The following is a 17511-nucleotide window of genomic DNA, read 5'->3' on the forward strand; positions in this document are numbered from 1 at the left end:
GATGAACAAACAAACAATTGCACCTTATATAGCGATTGTGATCGGCGTTTTAGCTGTTTCCACCTCTGCTATATTTGTTCGACTCGCTGATGCTCCATCGTCAATCACTGCCAACTACCGCTTATTACTAGCTGTGATTATTATGTTACCGTATGTATTATTAAGAAACATCGGTGAATTCCGCAATATATCTAAGCGTGATTGGATTTACTCAGCTGCTGCAGGTGTGTTTTTAGCTTTTCATTTCATCTTATGGTTTGAATCACTCAATCATACATCTGTTGCCAGTTCAGTTGTTCTTGTGACGACACAACCCATTTTCGCATTCATTGGAACGTATTTATTCTTCAAAGAACGATTTACTAGCGGGGCAGTTCTGAGCATGTTAATCGCCTTCACAGGTAGCGCGATCATTAGTTGGGGTGATTTTCAAATTAGTGGTTGGGCGCTCTTCGGTAATTTCCTTGCCTTAATGGGAGCAATCGCGGTTACAGGTTATTTCTTATTCGGACAAAACGTTCGCCAACGCCTATCACTGATGACCTATACTTTTATCGTCTATGGTATTAGCTCTGTTACGTTAATTTTGTATAATCTAGTACTATCTCAACCATTTACAGGGTATTCTAATGATACATGGCTCGTCTTTCTAGCATTAGCTATTATTCCAACATTCTTTGGCCATACTTTATTCAATTGGGCGATTAAATGGGTGAGCGCTTCAACGATTACGATGGGGATTTTATTTGAACCTGTCGGCGCCTCAGTCTTGGCCTATTTCGTACTAGGAGAACTGGTCACGTGGTCACAATTTTTAGGTGGTTCCATAGTTATTGTTGGTTTAATGTTATTTATTATTAGTACATCAAAGAAACGAAAGGTTAAAGTAATTAACGAAAGACAAAATAAGCAATTAAATAGAGGTGAATAAAATGTCTTTTCAACTAATGGTCGATGGCGGTGTTGATCTGCCACAAGGTTTCGCAGACAAGTTTAACGTCAAAACAATCCCACTTAACATTCATTTTAGTGATGGCGTCTATAAAGCAGGCGTCGATTTAACGACAGAACAATTTTACGAAAAACTTGGTGACACAGATGATTTAGCCAAAACATCAGCACCAAGCCCGAACGATTTCTATGAAGCTTTCAAATCTGTTGATCCAAACACTCCGATTCTATTATTATCCTTATCCAAGAATATCAGCGCCACTTATCAAAACGCTGTTATCGGACGGGATATGTTACTTGAAGAGGATGCAGATCGACAAATCGAGATTGTTAATACCACAAGTGCTTCATGTGGAATGGCTCTCTTATTAAATGAAGTTATTAAACTCAAAATGAAACAGTTTGAGTTTCAAGACATTGTTAACCAAACACGACAAAATGCTGAACGCACAGTGACGCTTTTCTCCCTTAGAACGGTTGAAAATTTAATTAAAGGCGGACGTCTCGATCGTTTTCGCGGTGCTATTGCTAAAACATTAAATATCAAATTACTTATGCGCGCCTCTGAAGAAGGTGAAATTGAAGTTACTGAAAAAATACGTGGCGAGAAGAAAGCACTTCGTCGTTTAGTCGATCAAATTGGCGAATATACTAAATCACTTGAAGGCAAAACAATTGTCATGTCACAAAGCCGTTGTGAATCAAAAGCCAAGCAAATTATGGACCAAATTAGAGACCGTTATCATCAAGATGAAGAGTACATCGTTGAAATGGGTCCACTCATTGCCAATTATGCTGGTGAAGGCGGACTTGTTATTTCCTTCTTACGTGATGATCAATAAATAAAGCACGACGAGCCTTTCCTCGTCGTGCTCTTTTTATATCTTATTCAGATTTTGGTGCTGGAGAAATAAAGGCAAATATGGCGGCCAACACTGGTAAGGTTAAGGATATTAATAAAATCTCAGAATAGCCACCCAGCCAATCATAAAATATACCGAATGGAAGTGGGCCTAAAGCTGAACCAACAACCATTACAGATTGCGCTACACTACGAATACTTCCTAAATGTTGTTTACCAAAATAGTTCGGCCAGACAATATTCAGTGTAATCCGCTCAAAACCATGAGCAATTCCCCAAATGACGCCATAAATAATAAAGGCGATATTCGTTTGTGTCTGCCATAACCATAGGATCGCAACGATATGCACCACAAATGTCATCGATAACACAATATTAACTTTAAACTTGTCCACTAAATAACCTGTTACAAATGTAATCGGAAAACCAACAATGGCCATTAATGATAGAACAATCGCGGATAATTCAACAGATAGGCCCTTTCCTTCAGAAATAGAGACAAGATGAAAAGTAATACCTGTGTTGGTCAGAGCTGGCACACTAACACAGAATAAAATCATCCAAAAAGCTCGTGTTTTGGCCGCTTCACGTAACGTCCAGCTTACTTCACGGTCTTCGTTTTCAGGTTGTGAACGCTCATGTTCCTCTGGCGATTCATCTAATTGTTTCACTTTGAATTGACGGTGACGCATTACATAAAAAGCCGTAATCACTAGGGCAGTAAACAATAGAATTCGCCAAAAGGCTGATGGTAACCAACCTATCCAATCTATAAATGCTGTCTCAATGGTCGGAATTAAAGTGATTAACACTAATAATGCCACACCAATTAAAGCAAACGAAGGTAACCGTGACGGATAACGACGATGCCCTTTATGCGGAGTCGATCCATCAATAACTTCACCAATATCTGCCGGTTTATTACGAACAATGAGTAAGACAGCTGGAATAAATATGAGAGCAATAGCTCCACCCCAAATTAACCAAACCGTTCGCCAATCAAACGTTTGAATTAAAAAGGTGTTAAGGGGTGGAATTAAAGCTGCGCCTGCGAAACCACCAATTGTCATCACGCTCAATGCACGTCCACGCTTATGCATAAACCATTGTGGCACCAAGGTATTGGGTAATAAAGTCATCGATCCTTGTCCAAAAATCCTCAACATGAAGAAACCAAAGAACATCATAACTGGCCCTACAATCATGGCATTCCAAACCGTCGCAAATGCTAGTGATGAACCTATGACTAACATCATAATTCTTTGACCATATAAGTCTGTTAATTTACCAATTGTAAACAACAGAAATCCCGCACACAGTGTCGCGGCTGAATAAAGCCCTGACACTAGCGATCGCGAATAATCAAAATCCTCTATGTAATATTCAATAAAAATCGATATGGCATATGTTTGGCCTGGGCCTGAGAAAAATACGCCCAGCGCAGAGACGACTACAATAAGCCAACCATAATAGAACGGTGTTTTAATAGGTGGTTGATTCTTCATCATGATCATCCTTCTTTCGATTGTAATCATTCGTAACCCTAATTAGTTTAACATAGATGCTTTACTTATGAACCCTCTATGAAGATGATAGATTAACAAAAAATACGCCGCATTTGACTAAGCTTTGCGGCGCATTGGACTTATTCATTCGGGCGAACAAATGTAGATAAAGTTTTAACTATAGGCGATACTTGTTGGCTCAGATGAACCACTTGCCCTAATGTTTTTAATACTTTATCAAGATCTATTTCACCGTCTTCTTTTTGGAAATAATGCCACAGCCATTCCATCTGATTCGTACTAACCATTGAGTCATTCGGTAAATATGGCGCTTCCATTTGTGTCTGGTATCCCCATTCAGCATAAACAGTCGGATCGTAATAATATACGACCGGACTCTGCCATCCGTTATATACATTGGGAGACATCGACCTACCACCTTTCACCTAAGAAGCCTTGATACTCACATTATATGAAGGACACAAGTAGGTGTGCGTCACGAATCCTCATGCATATGGTTTTCCGCAGAACGACCAAGTTTCTTCATAAGCGAAATCGCTTCTCGTTTTTCCTCTTCTGTCAATCCATCCATAAACTGCTCGATTGCTTGCCAATGTTTCGGAAAAATTTCGTTCAGCAAGTCTCGGCCAGCTTCTGTAATTTCAGCATAAGTCACGCGACGATCATTCGGTGACGGCACTCGAGTTAGCCAGCCTTTTGCTTCTAAGTTATTCACGACATATGTAATACTCCCGCTAGTTAGAAGGATCCGTTCGCCGATCTTTTGTAAGGGTTGACGTCCTCGGTGATAAAGCAATTCTAATAAGGCAAATTCACTAGGGTTCAAGCCATAGCGTGTCATATCATGTTGTGCTAAATGATTTAGCGTTCCCGATGCTTTTGATAAAACGACAAATAATTTAAGTGACGGGTCTTCTTTGCGGACTTTATATTCTTCTTCATTCATCCTCATCATCCTTTATCTATGTTACATTAATTATAGATTTTTCCTACGCACCCGTCAAAAACATTTGGCAATTATTTGAACTAATCGGTTTATTAAGGTTCGTTGTTGATATTGTGATCCGCTTTCGGTGGACGCTTTCCACGGGCACGGCTCGAGCCAGGCAACTACATCGAATAAGCTTCTTTGGAACTTGCACCGAGGAAGCCTACTTCGAAGCACTACTAGAAGACGCAGGTGCATTCCTCGGCCGAAAAGCGTGGCCTGTGGGGTCTCGAGACACGTGCTGTTCCCGTGACGACCTGGATGGTCTAATGTCGACGTTGGTCACAGGACGTGACCGCTTTTAGTCGACCAGGAGTCGCCACCTTCGCTTCTCACAATTCAACAACTAAGTGCTAAACCTTTGCAACAAAAAACGCTAAAATTTATAGAACCAAACTAATGAACAACCCTTATAAACAAGGAGGAACAATCATGATTGAAGATACAGGTGAACGTGTCATCCCTAAAATGATGGATCCTTTAAATCCGCTACTTTTAGAACATATTGCACGCTACCAATTTGCTTTGCCATATTTACACGGACGCGTCCTTGATTTATCGTGCGGGGCTGGTTATGGCAGTCATATGATAGCAAAACGACGCAAAAAACAAGTCGACGAAGTAGTCGGTGTGGATCTTGATTCTGAGATCATCCAGTACGCAAAGGGTGAATATTATCACCCGAAAACACAATTTGTGGTTGAGAATGCGATTGATGAGACGTTAGTTGATCGATACGGCACTTTCGATGCAATTGTTAGCTTTGAAACCATTGAACATATAGCTGAAGAACAAGCCTTACTCGATAATTACAAACGATTACTAAAGCCTGGTGGCACATTAATCGTGTCTACTCCATTCGGTCAGGGACGTGGCATGCCAGTCGGCTCACCGTTTCATGTCCATCAATTAACCATCGCAGAATTCCAAGATCTATTTTCTGATTATAATCATGTAGAATTTTACTACCAAAACGGTGTCCTAATAGAACCAGGACGTGAAGGTGTACACTATCCACTAGGGATTGCTGTTGCTCAATCGACACAATAAGACAAAAGTTCTAAAAAACGGATTTACTTTCCATGACTTTATTATTATACTAAAAACAATAATAACCGTTTTAGGAGTGTCCATTATGTTTAAACGTCAGAAGCAAGCAGCACCTGTTCTAAATCCAGAAAACTACTTAAATGAAGTCAAAATGAATGCTCATCAAGAAGTAGACTTAAAGAAGCAATTAAAAATGGTGAACCTAACATCATATGATCTTGCAACCCTAAAGTCACTCAAACCTCTTGTGTCAGAGCATATTGAATCCATTGTTGCACAGTTTTATGCCAATATTGAGCATGAACCTTCTTTAATGAAAATCATTGAGACTAATAGTTCCGTTGAACGACTAAAACAAACTCTAACCCGTCACATTCAAGAAATGTTCAACGGGGTAATTGATGATTCTTTCGTAGAGCAACGTAAGTATATTGCTTATGCTCATGTCAAAATTGGACTCATGCCTAAATGGTATTTATGTGCCTTTCAAGACTTATTGAATTCTTTTCACGAGATTTATTTCGACCACTTTGAGCATGTGGATGATATTCGCATCGCCCTATCTGCAACATCTAAAATCTTAAACATTGAACAACAACTTGTTTTAGAAACATTTGAACAAGAAAACAACCGAGAACGTCAAGAACATAACAATCGCCAGCAAGCTCTGATTGAGGAAATTGAACGTATGTCAGATGAGCTCGTCGCTGTTTCTAATCAAACAGACGAAGCAACCAAACAATTACTAGAGCATTCGAATGAGATCCATTCATTCTCTCAAACAACAGTTGAAACAGCTTCAACCGTTGAAGATCAATCCTCAACAGGCAAAGCTGACTTAGAACAACAGTTAGTTCAAATTGATTACATAGAAGATCAAATGAATGCCATTTATCGAGATATGGCAGAACTTGAACAAGCATCATCTAAAATCAACGAAATGCTTAACTTTATTACAGATGTATCAGAGCAAACGAATCTCTTATCTTTAAACGCCTCCATCGAAGCTGCACGGGCGGGTGAATTAGGTAAAGGCTTTGCGGTGGTAGCAGAAGAAGTGAAGAAACTATCGGAACAGACGCGAGGTTCAATTGATCATATTACCGAATTAATCGAAACGACAAATAATCAAATTAATCGTGTGTCAGAAAGGGTCTCTGAAACGACTAATCATATCCAAAAGAATAGCGAAAGCATGAAACGTATGGATGCTTTCTTCGATGGCATTCTATCAAATACACATGAGAGTAAAGCCCTTAATGATGAAATGGGTAACAAATTAGCGCATATTAACGAGATTATTCAGCAACTAAGCGAATCTTATAGTGAAGTCAATGAATCAGCTGAACAACTCGCGCAATTAGCTAAAGAACATCATTAGCAAGCATAAAAATAGGTTGGGACTAGCCCTTATAATGCAAAGTAAAACCCGAACGATTTAATTGAAATAATAAAACGTTCGGGTGTTCTACTTGTATAACGCTCCATCAAAATGCTTCGCTTTCCGCGGGCACGGCTCAAGCCTCCTCGGAAACTAATGGAACTTCGGCTAACTACCGGACGTCGTGTCCGAACGCCGAAGTGACCCACATCCTGTGGGCCTCTGGGGGTCTTGAGACTCGTGCTGTTCCCGCAGGAGTCTTCGCATTTTGATTCCGCTTCATAAGTGCTTAACTGTTATGATTTCAAACATTCATTTTTGTACAATTAAACAACCTTTTGTTACAGCTTCTTTTCATTTTTTACTTCATAATTCTTATAACCTTCGTTCAAATCGTAGCCAACTATATAATCGGTATAAAGGATACAGTAAAACTAATACATACGCTATAGTTGGGACTTCAATAATAAAGATAAACAACACATATAACACTAAAAAGATTGCCGTCATGATGTTCGCATAACGCCCGTTAAACGGTGTTGCATCAAAAAACATTGAGGCTGATTCTTTCTTCTTTTCTACGCGCTTCTGGAAGCAGTCTTCATGAAACGGCCTAACAAGCATTTTAATGTTAGCCGTTCTTAAATTTTCTCGTTCGGTAATTGGTTTATTACACCAATAACAGGTGATTGGTTTATTTCCCATCGCTCTTCCCCTCATTCTATAGGCAAATCAATTGAATTTTCTCTTAATATCTAAAACAATTATAATCATAACTTATTTTGCAAAGGGTGTCATGTATCATGTTAAAACTAAGTGTACTCGATCAATCACCATTATTACATAATCACACGTCACAAGAAGCCTTACAGCAAACCTTAACTTTAGCACAACACGCTGATGAGTTAGGTTATACACGTTTTTGGATGAGCGAACACCATAGTACAACGAGCTTAGCTGGGTCAGCACCTGAGATGCTCGTCCCTACGGTTGCTGCTCACACAAAGCGCATTCGTGTCGGCACAGGTGGCGTTCTGCTTCCGCATTACAGCCCATTTAAAGTGGCCGAACAATTTCGCGTTTTAGAAGCTATGTATCCAAATCGAATTGATTTAGGAATTGGCCGAGCACCAGGGGGACAACCTGGCGTTAATTATGCGCTCAATCGTGGTCAATATCCCGACACCAAAAATTATTCGACTGATGCTGGACATTTAATCGATTATTTATTGGGTCATGATCCACAGGGTTATCAGGTTAAAGCAACACCAATGAGTCCAACAACACCACCAGTATGGATGTTAGGTTCAAGTGGTTCCAGCGCTCAAGTGGCGGGCGAACTCGGTACATCTTATAATTTCGCCCAATTTATTAACCCTGAAGATGGCCGTGATGCTGTCGAGCGCTATTATGACCATTTCATTCCGTCACCACTCCAGGAAGAACCATACGCAAGTATTGCCGTGTTCGTCGTCGTTGGTGATACAGATGAAGAAGCTGAATACTATGCTTCGAGTTTGGATACTGCCTTACTAATGGCTGATCAAGGTCAACGACGCGATCATTTTCCAAACCCTGAAGAAGCCAGTCAAATGACGTTTAATCATTTCGAACAAAAACGAATTGTCGAAAATCGTGGCAGGATGATTCTGGGAAATGTCGAAAGTGTTAAACAACAGCTTATCGACTTAGCAAGCCATTATCAAGTTAGTGAAGTCATGATTAATTCAATTGTCGCGCCATTCGAACAGCGACTAGCAGCTTATGAAAAGATCGCACACGCTTTTCACTTATCTTAAATTGGAGGGATTTATGTGACAGCTTTTGACCATCTTGTCATACACTCTTTCAATCCGAAGCAACATAAAGAACTATTCTCGCAAGTTCATCAATTACAAGGAACAGCTGGCGGAAAGCACGATGCTTGGGGGACTCATAATCATTTAGCCTTTATGCAAAATGATTGTTATATTGAATGGCTTGGAGTTGATGATGAAACGATTGCGAGATCATCCGAAAATCCACTGATTCAATCAACCATTCAAGCGTACGACCAAAAGCATGAGGGCCCGTTTCAATTCGCTTTACGAGTCAATCATTTAGATGACATCATGAATCGTTTAACACAAGAGCAAGTGTCATTTGCGGGACCTTTTCCTGGACAACGAACCAAACCAGACGGATCAGAATTAGCTTGGCGCATGTTATTTCCAATGGATGAATCACTTAATAGACCGCTCCCCTTCTTAATAGAATGGGACGTTGACATTAATCGACCAGGGGATTCCAGTTTGATTAACCAGCGATCGTTCTCAAACATTGAAATTGGTGTCAATGATCCTGGACGTTTTTTAGATACTCTAGCAATCATTGAACCTAGTTGTCGGCAAGACGATCATATTATTCTAGATAATGGTCAAATTTCAGTCGATACTGGTAATCATTTGGTAGCCCAGTTTGAACATATTACATTTAAATAAAGGATAACTTATGAAACAGATTATACTATTAATAGGGGGATGCTTTCTGTTGAGTGCTTGCTCTGATACGCTACCAGCTGACATGCATCCAGAAATAGCCCCATCCACTCATGAAAAAGAATCATTACAATTACAAGACCATTCTATAACCATTAATCACTATGACCGCACCCCTTCTGAATGGGGTGAATTTGTTAGTGGCGTTAAAACTCAACTCGATACCAATCAAAAACAAATGGCCTTAACATTTGATGCTTGTGGTGGTGCGCATGGCAGTGGCTATGATCAGGCACTCATGGATTACCTAATCGAACAAGAGATTCCAGCGACGTTGTTTATGAACAAACGCTGGATTGAAGAGAATCCTGAGACCTTCAAACAACTAGCCAATAACCCATTATTTCAAATCGAAAATCACGGCACTCATCATAAACCTCTCTCTGTAACAGGAGAAGAAGCTTATGGAATTAACGGTACGGAAGATGCACAAGCAGCATATGACGAAGTGATGGTCAACCAAGATCATATATCCTCCATAACTGGAGAAGAACCGTCATATTTTCGTTCCGGAACAGCTCATTACGACGATGTCGCCGTTGATCTTGTAGAAGCCTTAGGGTTGGAAGTCGTTAACTACGACATTCTCGGTGACGCTGGTGGAACTTACTCTAGCGATGAAGTTGAGGAATCCCTTTTACAAGCCGAAGCAGGCTCAATCGCATTATTACACATGAACCAGCCATCAAGCGGAACTAGTGGTGGTGTTCAAGCCGCCATTCCCCAATTACAAAATGATGGATTTGAATTCGTTAAATTGGATGAAGCAAACCTTAAATAATTGCTTCTTACGCATTTCAAGAACTATATATGCTAAAAATGCATTTAGATTTTGATGTAAGATAAAACAGCTCAGTTCAATTTTACTGAGCTGTTTCTTATATCTAATTTTATTATTTTGTATCGTTACACTGTAAACAAAGGATTTTATGATTCTTCGCCCAGCTCTTTAAATTTGTTATACCATTTAACTCCCCTGCTTCAACTATAATCGCTATCTTATCAGTTGATTCAATTTCTTTATTGCAATGACTACACTTAATCTTTGATGAAAACATACAAACTCTCCTTAATATACTTATTTAACATAACAAACAAAATCCGAACTAGGTGGACGCCCAAATTCTATATGTCAGTATTTTATTTAAAATAACTTTTCAATTAGCTTACTTGCTACACCACTTAGAAAAACAGTTACACCAATAACTATTGCAAGTATTTTTGCCTTCTTACTAAGTGTCATATGAATCATTCCAACTTTCATCATTTAGCATCATAAAAATTATCGCTACTTAACATATACTAATTTTTGCAAAGGCTTTTCTTTGCTAAATTAATGCAAATTCTAGTTGCTGCACATATGATCGAACAATTTATAAAGGTGTCTGTCTAGTTATGGTGCAAATCCATAAAACATCAGTATAAATATAAAGGGTAGAACAAACCCTATTCCTGCTAATAGAACAAGCCAAAGTATAGACATCATTATTTTTGCCCAAATTGATTCAAAAACTTTATTAGTGAATTTAAATAACTTATATCCCAATAAAATAAACAGAGGAATGAAATATAAATACAAAAATACATACACCCAGTCAAACTTTTTATCGAAACCACCGTCAATGGGATCGTGGGACAACTGATAGGTTGATGATATATAGTTTAATCCAATTATGAATACAATCGATAATAAAGAAAAATATATGAGAAATGTGAACTTGATGCTATTCCTTTCGTTTCTCAGCAAAACATACATCAGTCCCAAAAAGATAATCAAAAAAATGATTTTAAACATTTGATCCTCCTCTCCGTCGTAATAACTTTGTTTTTTCAACAATATGATTCTATTGTGTTTTTACTGTTTAATGATCAAGCCATTCAAATGAAACCATTAATTCCAGTATTTAGAATTATCTTAACATAAATAAGTATCCTTAACGTATTAAGCTTTTGCTTTTTTCCCCACTGTATGTAAACGACTTAATAATATGGGTCGTTTTTTTTGATTTTTCTGTATCTATTTGTTAAAGTGAGTATATAATAAAACGTAGTAAATTTATCTGAATTATAATACTTTGAAGGAGCGATTGTTTTATGAGTGAAGAGCAAGAGTATCAAATGCCACGTATTGGTGATGATGCCCCTTATTTTGAAGTGCAAACCACACAAGGTCCGATTAAATCAACTGATTACAAAGGAAAATGGCTTGTGCTATTCTCACACCCAGCGGATTTTACACCTGTTTGCACAACAGAGTTTGTCGCATTCCAAGAAATCTTACCTGAACTTAAGGAATTGAACACAGAGCTACTTGGTCTAAGTATCGACAGTAATCAATCTCACCTTGCGTGGGTTCGAAATATTGAAGAAAATTTCAATGTTAAAATCGAGTTTCCTGTAATTGCTGACTTAAGTAAAGATGTGGCTAAAAAATACGGCATGATCCATCCGAATGACAGTGGTACTGAAGCAAACCGTGCGGTATTCGTCATTGACGATCAACAGAAGATTAAATCCATCATTTATTACCCGTTAACAACAGGGCGTAATATGGCTGAGATTGTCCGTTTAGTTAAAGCACTACAAACAACAGCTAAGCACCAAGTTTCAACACCAGCAAATTGGACTCCAGGCGATCAAGTCCTCGTTCCACCACCTGCTACTCAACAAGATGCAGATGCTCGAGTGAACGATGACAGTGTTGAAGTGATTGACTGGTATTTAGCGAAAAAAGATTTAAATGAATAATGTTTGATTTAATCGCGCAACTTGGATGTTGCGCGATTTTTTTGTTGAATTTATTTCTAGTTTCGAAATTTTCTTCACTCGAACTAATGAGTATGCTATACTATCGTTGTATTATTTAGAAAATTATGAAACTAAACAGGAGGTTCGTTGCATGCCACAAACAAGTTATCCGATTGTCTGGGATTTAGAGACATTTTTTAAAGGGGGCAGTGATTCTAAAGAGCTGCGCCAACATTTAGATGAGGTTAAAGACCGTCTAAAAACATATTCAGCAAAACTAAATCAATTTGAGACCCCAACATCGAGTTCTGAAGCTGATGACATTGCTTCACTTATAGAAGAAGGTTCAAATGTTAGCCAACACATTCGTCAGGCTGGTGCTTTTATTACGTGCTTAGAAGCTCAAGATATGACGGATCATAAAGCAAGTACCCTTCGCAGTGAAGTGATGGAACTAAACGCCACTTATGGCGCAGCTGTTAACCGTTTCAAGCAAAAGCTAGCCCAAACTGAAGCGTCCGTTTGGCAAGAATTACTTAAACACGAGCAATTAGCTGACCTTTCATTTGTCTTAAATGAATGGCGTGAAGCGGCACAAGAACAGCTATCAGAAGATGAAGAGTCCTTAATTACAGCTCTGTCTGTTGATGGTTATCATGCCTGGGGTCAGATGTATAACACCATTGTTGGTGAAATGACTGTTAACGTGACAGTCGACGGTGAAGAAAAGGAATTATCAGTCGGGCAAGCCAATAACTTACTTTCACATGAAGACCCAAATGTCCGTAAACAAGTCTATGAAAAGCTTGAAGCTGCTTGGAAAGAGAAAGAATCACTATTTGCGAACACATTAAACCATTTAGCTGGTTTCCGCTTAAACGTTTATGACAAACGTGGTTGGGACAATGTGTTAAAAGAACCCCTCGATATTAACCGTATGCAACAAGAGACGCTTGATGCGATGTGGGGTGCCATCACGAAACACAAACAACCTTTTGTTGATTTCTTATACCGTAAAGCAAACTTACTAGGTAAAGAGAAACTGGAGTGGTACGACTTAGGTGCACCAACTCAAGAAAACACTCAGACTCTATCTTATGATGAAGGTGCTCAGTTTATTTTGAAACACTTTAAGCAGTTTAGCCCGAAACTAGCTGATTTTGCAGAGCATGCTTTTGAAAATGGATGGATTGAAGCTGAGGACCGTTCAGGAAAACGCCCTGGTGGTTTCTGTACTGGATTCCCACTAAGCGAAGAATCACGAATCTTCATGACTTACAGTGGTTCTATGTCTAACGTCGCTACCTTAGCACATGAACTTGGTCACGCTTTCCATACACATGCTTTAAAGCCCGTTCATCCATTAAATCGTCGCTATGCCATGAACGTTGCTGAGACAGCTTCGACCTTCGCCGAAATGATCGTAGCTGATGCATCTGTTAAAGAAGCTGAGTCTGATCAAGATAAAATTGCGTTATTAGAAGATAAGTTACAACGAAGCGTAGCGTTTTTCATGAATATCCATTCTCGCTTTTTATTTGAGACTCGTTTTTACGCAGAACGTAAAAATGGATTCGTCCCAGCTGAGCGATTGAATGAATTAACGGATCAAGCACAGCGTGAAGCTTATCAAGACGCTGTACGGTCTACGAGTCCAAGCTATTGGTCTAACAAACTACATTTCCATATTACGGGCGTGCCTTTTTACAACTTCCCGTATACATTCGGTTATCTATTCTCACTTAGTATCTATGCGAGAGCACTTGAAGAAGGCGTGAGCTATGAAGACAAGTACATGGCATTATTGCAGGATACGGCTCGAATGAGTGTTGAAGATTTAGCCATGAAACACTTAGGTGAGGATATTACGAAAGAAGCGTTCTGGGAAAAAGGCATTGAGCTTTGTAAACGAGACGTTGAGGAATACCTCGATCTAACATCTAAATAATAGGATCAAACCTAAAAAAGGCCAGACAATTGCAAAATGCTTTGTCTGGCCTTTTCAATTTAGTTTATGAGGAATGAATCTTCTTTTCGTAATAATAGAATGGTTCGGGAAACTGCCCATGGTATTGTTTATCTACTAACGTATAATTGCCTTTTTGAAATAGTCTCAGAGCCGCTTCATTTTCCCCGTTAGTATCCGTACGAATGTAAGGAATATCACGCTGAGCGGCTAATTGTTCAGCATACTCGTAGAAAGCCAACCCTACTCCCTTTTGTCTCGCTTGTGGCGATACAGCGACACGTTTCAAACAGAGAAATGCATCAGCTTCTGACCAAGCAATTTCATGATACTCTTCATGTCCTTTGTTACTAATACATGCCACACCAATAATTTGCTGATCTTGTTCAAACACGTACAGCTCTTGATTATGTAAGTCTTTTTCATAGTGTTCACGAAGCGGATACGTCTCTCCCCATTGTGTTAAGCCAGCCTGAGCCATCACTTGTTTAGCCTCTCCGACAATCTCTTCTATTTGATCTAAGTCTCGCTCTGTTGCCTCTCTTATCATCATGATCACCTTTAACTTTTTCCATTAGTTTATCATATCACCACGCTAAAGTGAACGGTTGCGCTTGACATTCAAACACTCATTTGAATATAATACAATCAAATACTGGTTTGAATGAAAGAAGGCGACTTATTATGAAATTAACGAATTGCACGTCCGAAATCACAGATGAACAGTTAACCCATATTCATAAACAAGTTAGTCAAACAGAAACGCCATCCGTTGCTCAATTATTCAAAGTGCTTGCTGACCCTACACGCGTTAAAATCGCCCAAGCGTTAACAATTGAAGACGAACTCTGTGTTTGTGATGTGGCAGCTGTCACTGAAACATCTGTTGCGACAGCATCACATCATTTAAGAACATTAAAACAACACGGGCTCACCAAAACCCGTAAACACGGAAAAAATAGTTATTATTCTTTGGATGATCATCATGTCGTCCAACTTATCCAAGTAGCTGTTGAACATCAACACGAACAGGAGGCCTTATCATGACGCAAGAAACCTATTACGTACAAGGGATGACTTGTTCTTCATGTGCTAAAACGTTCGAAGACAATGTTAAAGAGATTAAGTCTGTTGAAGACGCTGAAGTTAACTTCGGCGCCTCCAAGATTACGGTTTATGGTGAAGCGTCAATTAATGACCTCGAGAAAGCCGGTTCATTCGAAAAATTAGCCGTTTCTAAAGAATACAACAAACAATCATTTGATCTCATGCAAACCTTGAAATCAAACTGGCATTTAGTCACGTCATTCATTTTGCTTCTAATTGGATTAGTCACATTAAATCAATTAGGTGAAGAACACATCGTTACAAGAACAATCTTCCTGGGTTCAATAGCAATCGGCGGATATTCGTTACTTCAGACTGGTGTACGTAATCTAATCAAGTGGCGTTTCGATATGAAAACACTGATGACCATTGCCGTCATTGGCGCTGTCATTATTGGCGAATGGGTTGAAGGAGCTGTTGTTGTCATATTATTTGCGATCAGCGAATGGCTCGAGGAATTCTCAATCGACCGCGCACGTTCGTCGATCCAATCACTCATGGATTTAGCACCTGATACAGCCACCGTCAAACGAAACGGGCAAAATGAAGTCGTCAATGTCAAAAACATCGAAGTTGGCGAGACTATCATCATTAAACCCGGTGAGAAAATTCCTGTTGATGGCGTTGTCTCAATAGGCGAAAGTTCGATTAATCAAGCAGCTATTACAGGTGAGTCTGTTCCTGTCTATAAAGCTGAGGATGAAAATGTATTCGCTGGTACCCTCAATGAAGAAGGCTATTTAGAAATCACGGCGCAAAAGCGTGCGGATCAATCAACGCTAGCCAAAATTATTCATCTCGTTGAAGAAGCTCAAAATGAAAAAGCCCCTGCACAGCAGTTAATCGACCGATTCGCGGCTTATTACACACCACTTATTATGGTTATTGCCCTTGGCGTTGCGACGATTCCACCGCTCGCATTTGGTTTAAGTTTTGAAACCTGGCTATATCAAGGCCTGGCCGTTCTAGTCGTTGGTTGTCCATGTGCCCTTGTGATTTCCACGCCTGTTGCGATTGTCACAGCAATTGGAAGCGCTGCCCGTAACGGCGTGCTTGTTAAAGGGGGCTCATTCTTAGAAACTCTCGGTCGAATTAAAGCGATTGCGTTTGACAAAACAGGAACCATTACACAAGGGAAGCCTGTTGTTCAACAATATGAACTCTTCAGTGATCAAGTATCATCAGAGCGATTTTTCCAGTTAGCTAGCGCTCTAGAAATGAAATCTCAACATCCATTAGCACAGTCGATTATTGATTATACAGATAACCAATTCGAAATAAACGAAACGCTCACCGTTGAATCTTTTCAATCCTTAACAGGGAAAGGTGTTCAAGGGACAATCAATGGCACTCACTATAGGATTGGAAGCCCTGAAATCTTCGAGCTAACTGAAAATCAACAAGCTAGAATCCAAGAAGCACAGGAACAAGGTTACACTGTGATTATTTTAGGTGATCAAGAACGTTCACTTGGCTTTATTAATATCGCTGATCCATTACGTTCTATTGCTAAAGACATGATTGAACAATTACAAGAAGCCCAATTAACTGAAACGATTTTATTAACAGGTGACCATGATCGAACAGCTCAATCAATCAGTCAACAGGTTGGTATACACCAATATATCGCCAAACTATTGCCAAAAGATAAACGGACGCAAATTCAACAATTACAACAGAGACATGGGACTGTTGCGATGGTAGGTGATGGTGTCAATGATGCGCCGGCCCTTGCGACTGCTGATGTCGGCATTGCGATGGGAAGTGCTGGAACCGACACAGCATTAGAAACAGCCGATGTCGCCTTAATGGGAGACGATTTAACAAACCTCCCTTACACCGTGAAGTTAAGTCGGAAAACGTTAAGAATCATCAAACAAAACATCGTCTTTGCTTTAAGTACCAAAGCTCTTGCTTTACTACTCGTCATCCCAGGATGGCTCACATTGTGGATTGCGATATTAGCTGACATGGGAGCAACATTACTCGTTACACTCAACGCCTTACGTCTCATGAAGCAGAATAAGTAAATTATTTTGGCTCGAGCATTATAATCTTAATTGTATAATAAGCGACTGTTTAATATTTATTCGTTATAATAGAGCACTTATGAAGCGGAATCAAAACACGTAGACGCCTGCGGGAACAGCACGCGTCTCGAGACCCCGGAAGCCCCGCTTTTGGGCTGAGGGATGCACCTGCGTCTTCTAGCAAAGCTTCGAAGTAGGCTTCCTCGGTGCAAGTAACAAAGAAGCTTATTCGATGAAGTTGCCTGGCTCGAGCCGTGCCCCGGTAAAGGAAACACGGCGATTGCATTAGCAGAGCCGATGTTGAGCTTATGTCACGTAGAACCAAGCGAAGTGCTTTGATGGAGCGTTATTTAAGCAAAAAAACC

At 39.7% G+C, this 17511-nt stretch carries 16 protein-coding genes; 11 read left to right on the forward strand and 5 right to left on the reverse strand.

What is annotated here, in order from left to right; all coding sequences use genetic code 11:
* The first annotated feature begins 1 nt into the window (after position 1).
* Both FHR85_RS06520 and FHR85_RS06525 read left to right on the forward strand, forming a co-directional pair.
* Positions 2–931: a DMT family transporter gene (locus FHR85_RS06520; protein WP_167262061.1), complete on the forward strand. Its 930-nt coding sequence runs from the start codon at positions 2–4 to the stop codon at positions 929–931.
* Position 932: 1 nt separating this feature from the next.
* Complete coding sequence (locus FHR85_RS06525) at positions 933–1793, forward strand: DegV family protein (RefSeq protein ID WP_167262062.1); 861 nt, start codon at positions 933–935, stop codon at positions 1791–1793.
* A gap of 43 nt (positions 1794–1836) precedes the next feature.
* On the opposite strand, the gene FHR85_RS06530 is transcribed toward FHR85_RS06525, so the two are convergent.
* The 3 genes from FHR85_RS06530 to FHR85_RS06540 all read right to left on the reverse strand — a co-directional run bounded on the left by FHR85_RS06530 (position 1837) and on the right by FHR85_RS06540 (position 4285).
* Positions 1837–3321: an MFS transporter gene (locus tag FHR85_RS06530; RefSeq protein WP_167262063.1), complete on the reverse strand. Its 1485-nt coding sequence runs from the start codon at positions 3319–3321 to the stop codon at positions 1837–1839.
* A gap of 137 nt (positions 3322–3458) precedes the next feature.
* Complete coding sequence (locus FHR85_RS06535) at positions 3459–3746, reverse strand: YppG family protein (protein WP_167262064.1); 288 nt, start codon at positions 3744–3746, stop codon at positions 3459–3461.
* A gap of 68 nt (positions 3747–3814) precedes the next feature.
* Positions 3815–4285, reverse strand: coding sequence for a MarR family winged helix-turn-helix transcriptional regulator (locus FHR85_RS06540; RefSeq protein ID WP_167262065.1), 471 nt, complete (start codon positions 4283–4285; stop codon positions 3815–3817).
* A 474-nt stretch (positions 4286–4759) separates the two neighbouring features.
* Between FHR85_RS06540 and FHR85_RS06545 the strand changes: the two genes are divergently transcribed.
* Together FHR85_RS06545 and FHR85_RS06550 are read left to right on the forward strand one after the other, a co-directional pair.
* On the forward strand, positions 4760–5377 hold the full coding sequence (locus FHR85_RS06545) for a class I SAM-dependent methyltransferase (protein ID WP_167262066.1): 618 nt from the start codon (positions 4760–4762) through the stop codon (positions 5375–5377).
* 85 nt (positions 5378–5462) lie between these two features.
* The gene (locus FHR85_RS06550; protein WP_167262067.1) at positions 5463–6758 is read left to right on the forward strand and encodes a globin-coupled sensor protein; all 1296 of its coding nucleotides are present in this window, start codon (positions 5463–5465) and stop codon (positions 6756–6758) included.
* A gap of 375 nt (positions 6759–7133) precedes the next feature.
* On the opposite strand, the gene FHR85_RS06555 is transcribed toward FHR85_RS06550, so the two are convergent.
* Positions 7134–7463: a hypothetical protein gene (locus tag FHR85_RS06555; protein ID WP_167262068.1), complete on the reverse strand. Its 330-nt coding sequence runs from the start codon at positions 7461–7463 to the stop codon at positions 7134–7136.
* 98 nt (positions 7464–7561) lie between these two features.
* Here FHR85_RS06555 and FHR85_RS06560 point away from each other — a divergent pair, with 98 nt between their 5' ends.
* The 5 genes from FHR85_RS06560 (at position 7562) to FHR85_RS06580 (ending at position 13991) form a co-directional block, all read left to right on the forward strand.
* The gene (locus tag FHR85_RS06560; protein ID WP_167262069.1) at positions 7562–8557 is read left to right on the forward strand and encodes an LLM class flavin-dependent oxidoreductase; all 996 of its coding nucleotides are present in this window, start codon (positions 7562–7564) and stop codon (positions 8555–8557) included.
* 15 nt (positions 8558–8572) lie between these two features.
* Positions 8573–9238 carry a VOC family protein gene (locus tag FHR85_RS06565; RefSeq protein WP_167262070.1) on the forward strand — a complete coding sequence of 222 codons (666 nt, stop codon included), beginning with the start codon at positions 8573–8575 and terminating at the stop codon, positions 9236–9238.
* A gap of 49 nt (positions 9239–9287) precedes the next feature.
* Positions 9288–10076, forward strand: coding sequence for a polysaccharide deacetylase family protein (locus tag FHR85_RS06570; RefSeq protein WP_243864183.1), 789 nt, complete (start codon positions 9288–9290; stop codon positions 10074–10076).
* A 1313-nt stretch (positions 10077–11389) separates the two neighbouring features.
* The gene (locus FHR85_RS06575) at positions 11390–12043 is read left to right on the forward strand and encodes a peroxiredoxin (RefSeq protein ID WP_167262072.1); all 654 of its coding nucleotides are present in this window, start codon (positions 11390–11392) and stop codon (positions 12041–12043) included.
* Between the two features lie 151 nt (positions 12044–12194).
* Positions 12195–13991, forward strand: a complete 1797-nt coding sequence (locus tag FHR85_RS06580; RefSeq protein ID WP_167262073.1) for a M3 family oligoendopeptidase — start codon at positions 12195–12197, stop codon at positions 13989–13991.
* Between the two features lie 64 nt (positions 13992–14055).
* On the opposite strand, the gene FHR85_RS06585 is transcribed toward FHR85_RS06580, so the two are convergent.
* Entirely contained in the window at positions 14056–14562 is a 507-nt protein-coding gene (locus FHR85_RS06585; RefSeq protein ID WP_167262074.1) for a GNAT family N-acetyltransferase, read from the reverse strand.
* A 131-nt stretch (positions 14563–14693) separates the two neighbouring features.
* Here FHR85_RS06585 and FHR85_RS06590 point away from each other — a divergent pair, with 131 nt between their 5' ends.
* A complete protein-coding gene (locus tag FHR85_RS06590; protein ID WP_167262075.1) occupies positions 14694–15056 on the forward strand; it encodes an ArsR/SmtB family transcription factor in 363 nt (120 codons plus the stop codon).
* Positions 15053–17146, forward strand: a complete 2094-nt coding sequence (locus FHR85_RS06595) for a heavy metal translocating P-type ATPase (RefSeq protein WP_167262076.1) — start codon at positions 15053–15055, stop codon at positions 17144–17146. The genes FHR85_RS06590 and FHR85_RS06595 overlap by 4 nt, the downstream gene beginning before the upstream one ends.
* Positions 17147–17511: the final 365 nt, after the last annotated feature.

The sequence above is a fragment of the Alkalibacillus almallahensis genome, from assembly GCF_011761495.1.
GTDB lineage: Bacteria > Bacillota > Bacilli > Bacillales > Alkalibacillaceae > Alkalibacillus > Alkalibacillus almallahensis.

What these genes read in the sequence shown, in the direction of transcription:
- FHR85_RS06560 (WP_167262069.1), top strand. Translation starts at nt 7,562, where the DNA reads ATGTTAAAACTAAGTGTACTCGATCAATCACCATTATTACATAATCAC.
- FHR85_RS06555 (WP_167262068.1), bottom strand. Translation starts at nt 7,463, where the DNA reads ATGGGAAATAAACCAATCACCTGTTATTGGTGTAATAAACCAATTACC.
- FHR85_RS06520 (WP_167262061.1), top strand. Translation starts at nt 2, where the DNA reads ATGAACAAACAAACAATTGCACCTTATATAGCGATTGTGATCGGCGTT.
- FHR85_RS06575 (WP_167262072.1), top strand. Translation starts at nt 11,390, where the DNA reads ATGAGTGAAGAGCAAGAGTATCAAATGCCACGTATTGGTGATGATGCC.
- FHR85_RS06530 (WP_167262063.1), bottom strand. Translation starts at nt 3,321, where the DNA reads ATGATGAAGAATCAACCACCTATTAAAACACCGTTCTATTATGGTTGG.
- FHR85_RS06585 (WP_167262074.1), bottom strand. Translation starts at nt 14,562, where the DNA reads ATGATGATAAGAGAGGCAACAGAGCGAGACTTAGATCAAATAGAAGAG.
- FHR85_RS06535 (WP_167262064.1), bottom strand. Translation starts at nt 3,746, where the DNA reads ATGTCTCCCAATGTATATAACGGATGGCAGAGTCCGGTCGTATATTAT.
- FHR85_RS06545 (WP_167262066.1), top strand. Translation starts at nt 4,760, where the DNA reads ATGATTGAAGATACAGGTGAACGTGTCATCCCTAAAATGATGGATCCT.
- FHR85_RS06550 (WP_167262067.1), top strand. Translation starts at nt 5,463, where the DNA reads ATGTTTAAACGTCAGAAGCAAGCAGCACCTGTTCTAAATCCAGAAAAC.
- FHR85_RS06580 (WP_167262073.1), top strand. Translation starts at nt 12,195, where the DNA reads ATGCCACAAACAAGTTATCCGATTGTCTGGGATTTAGAGACATTTTTT.
- FHR85_RS06540 (WP_167262065.1), bottom strand. Translation starts at nt 4,285, where the DNA reads ATGAATGAAGAAGAATATAAAGTCCGCAAAGAAGACCCGTCACTTAAA.
- FHR85_RS06595 (WP_167262076.1), top strand. Translation starts at nt 15,053, where the DNA reads ATGACGCAAGAAACCTATTACGTACAAGGGATGACTTGTTCTTCATGT.
- FHR85_RS06525 (WP_167262062.1), top strand. Translation starts at nt 933, where the DNA reads ATGTCTTTTCAACTAATGGTCGATGGCGGTGTTGATCTGCCACAAGGT.
- FHR85_RS06590 (WP_167262075.1), top strand. Translation starts at nt 14,694, where the DNA reads ATGAAATTAACGAATTGCACGTCCGAAATCACAGATGAACAGTTAACC.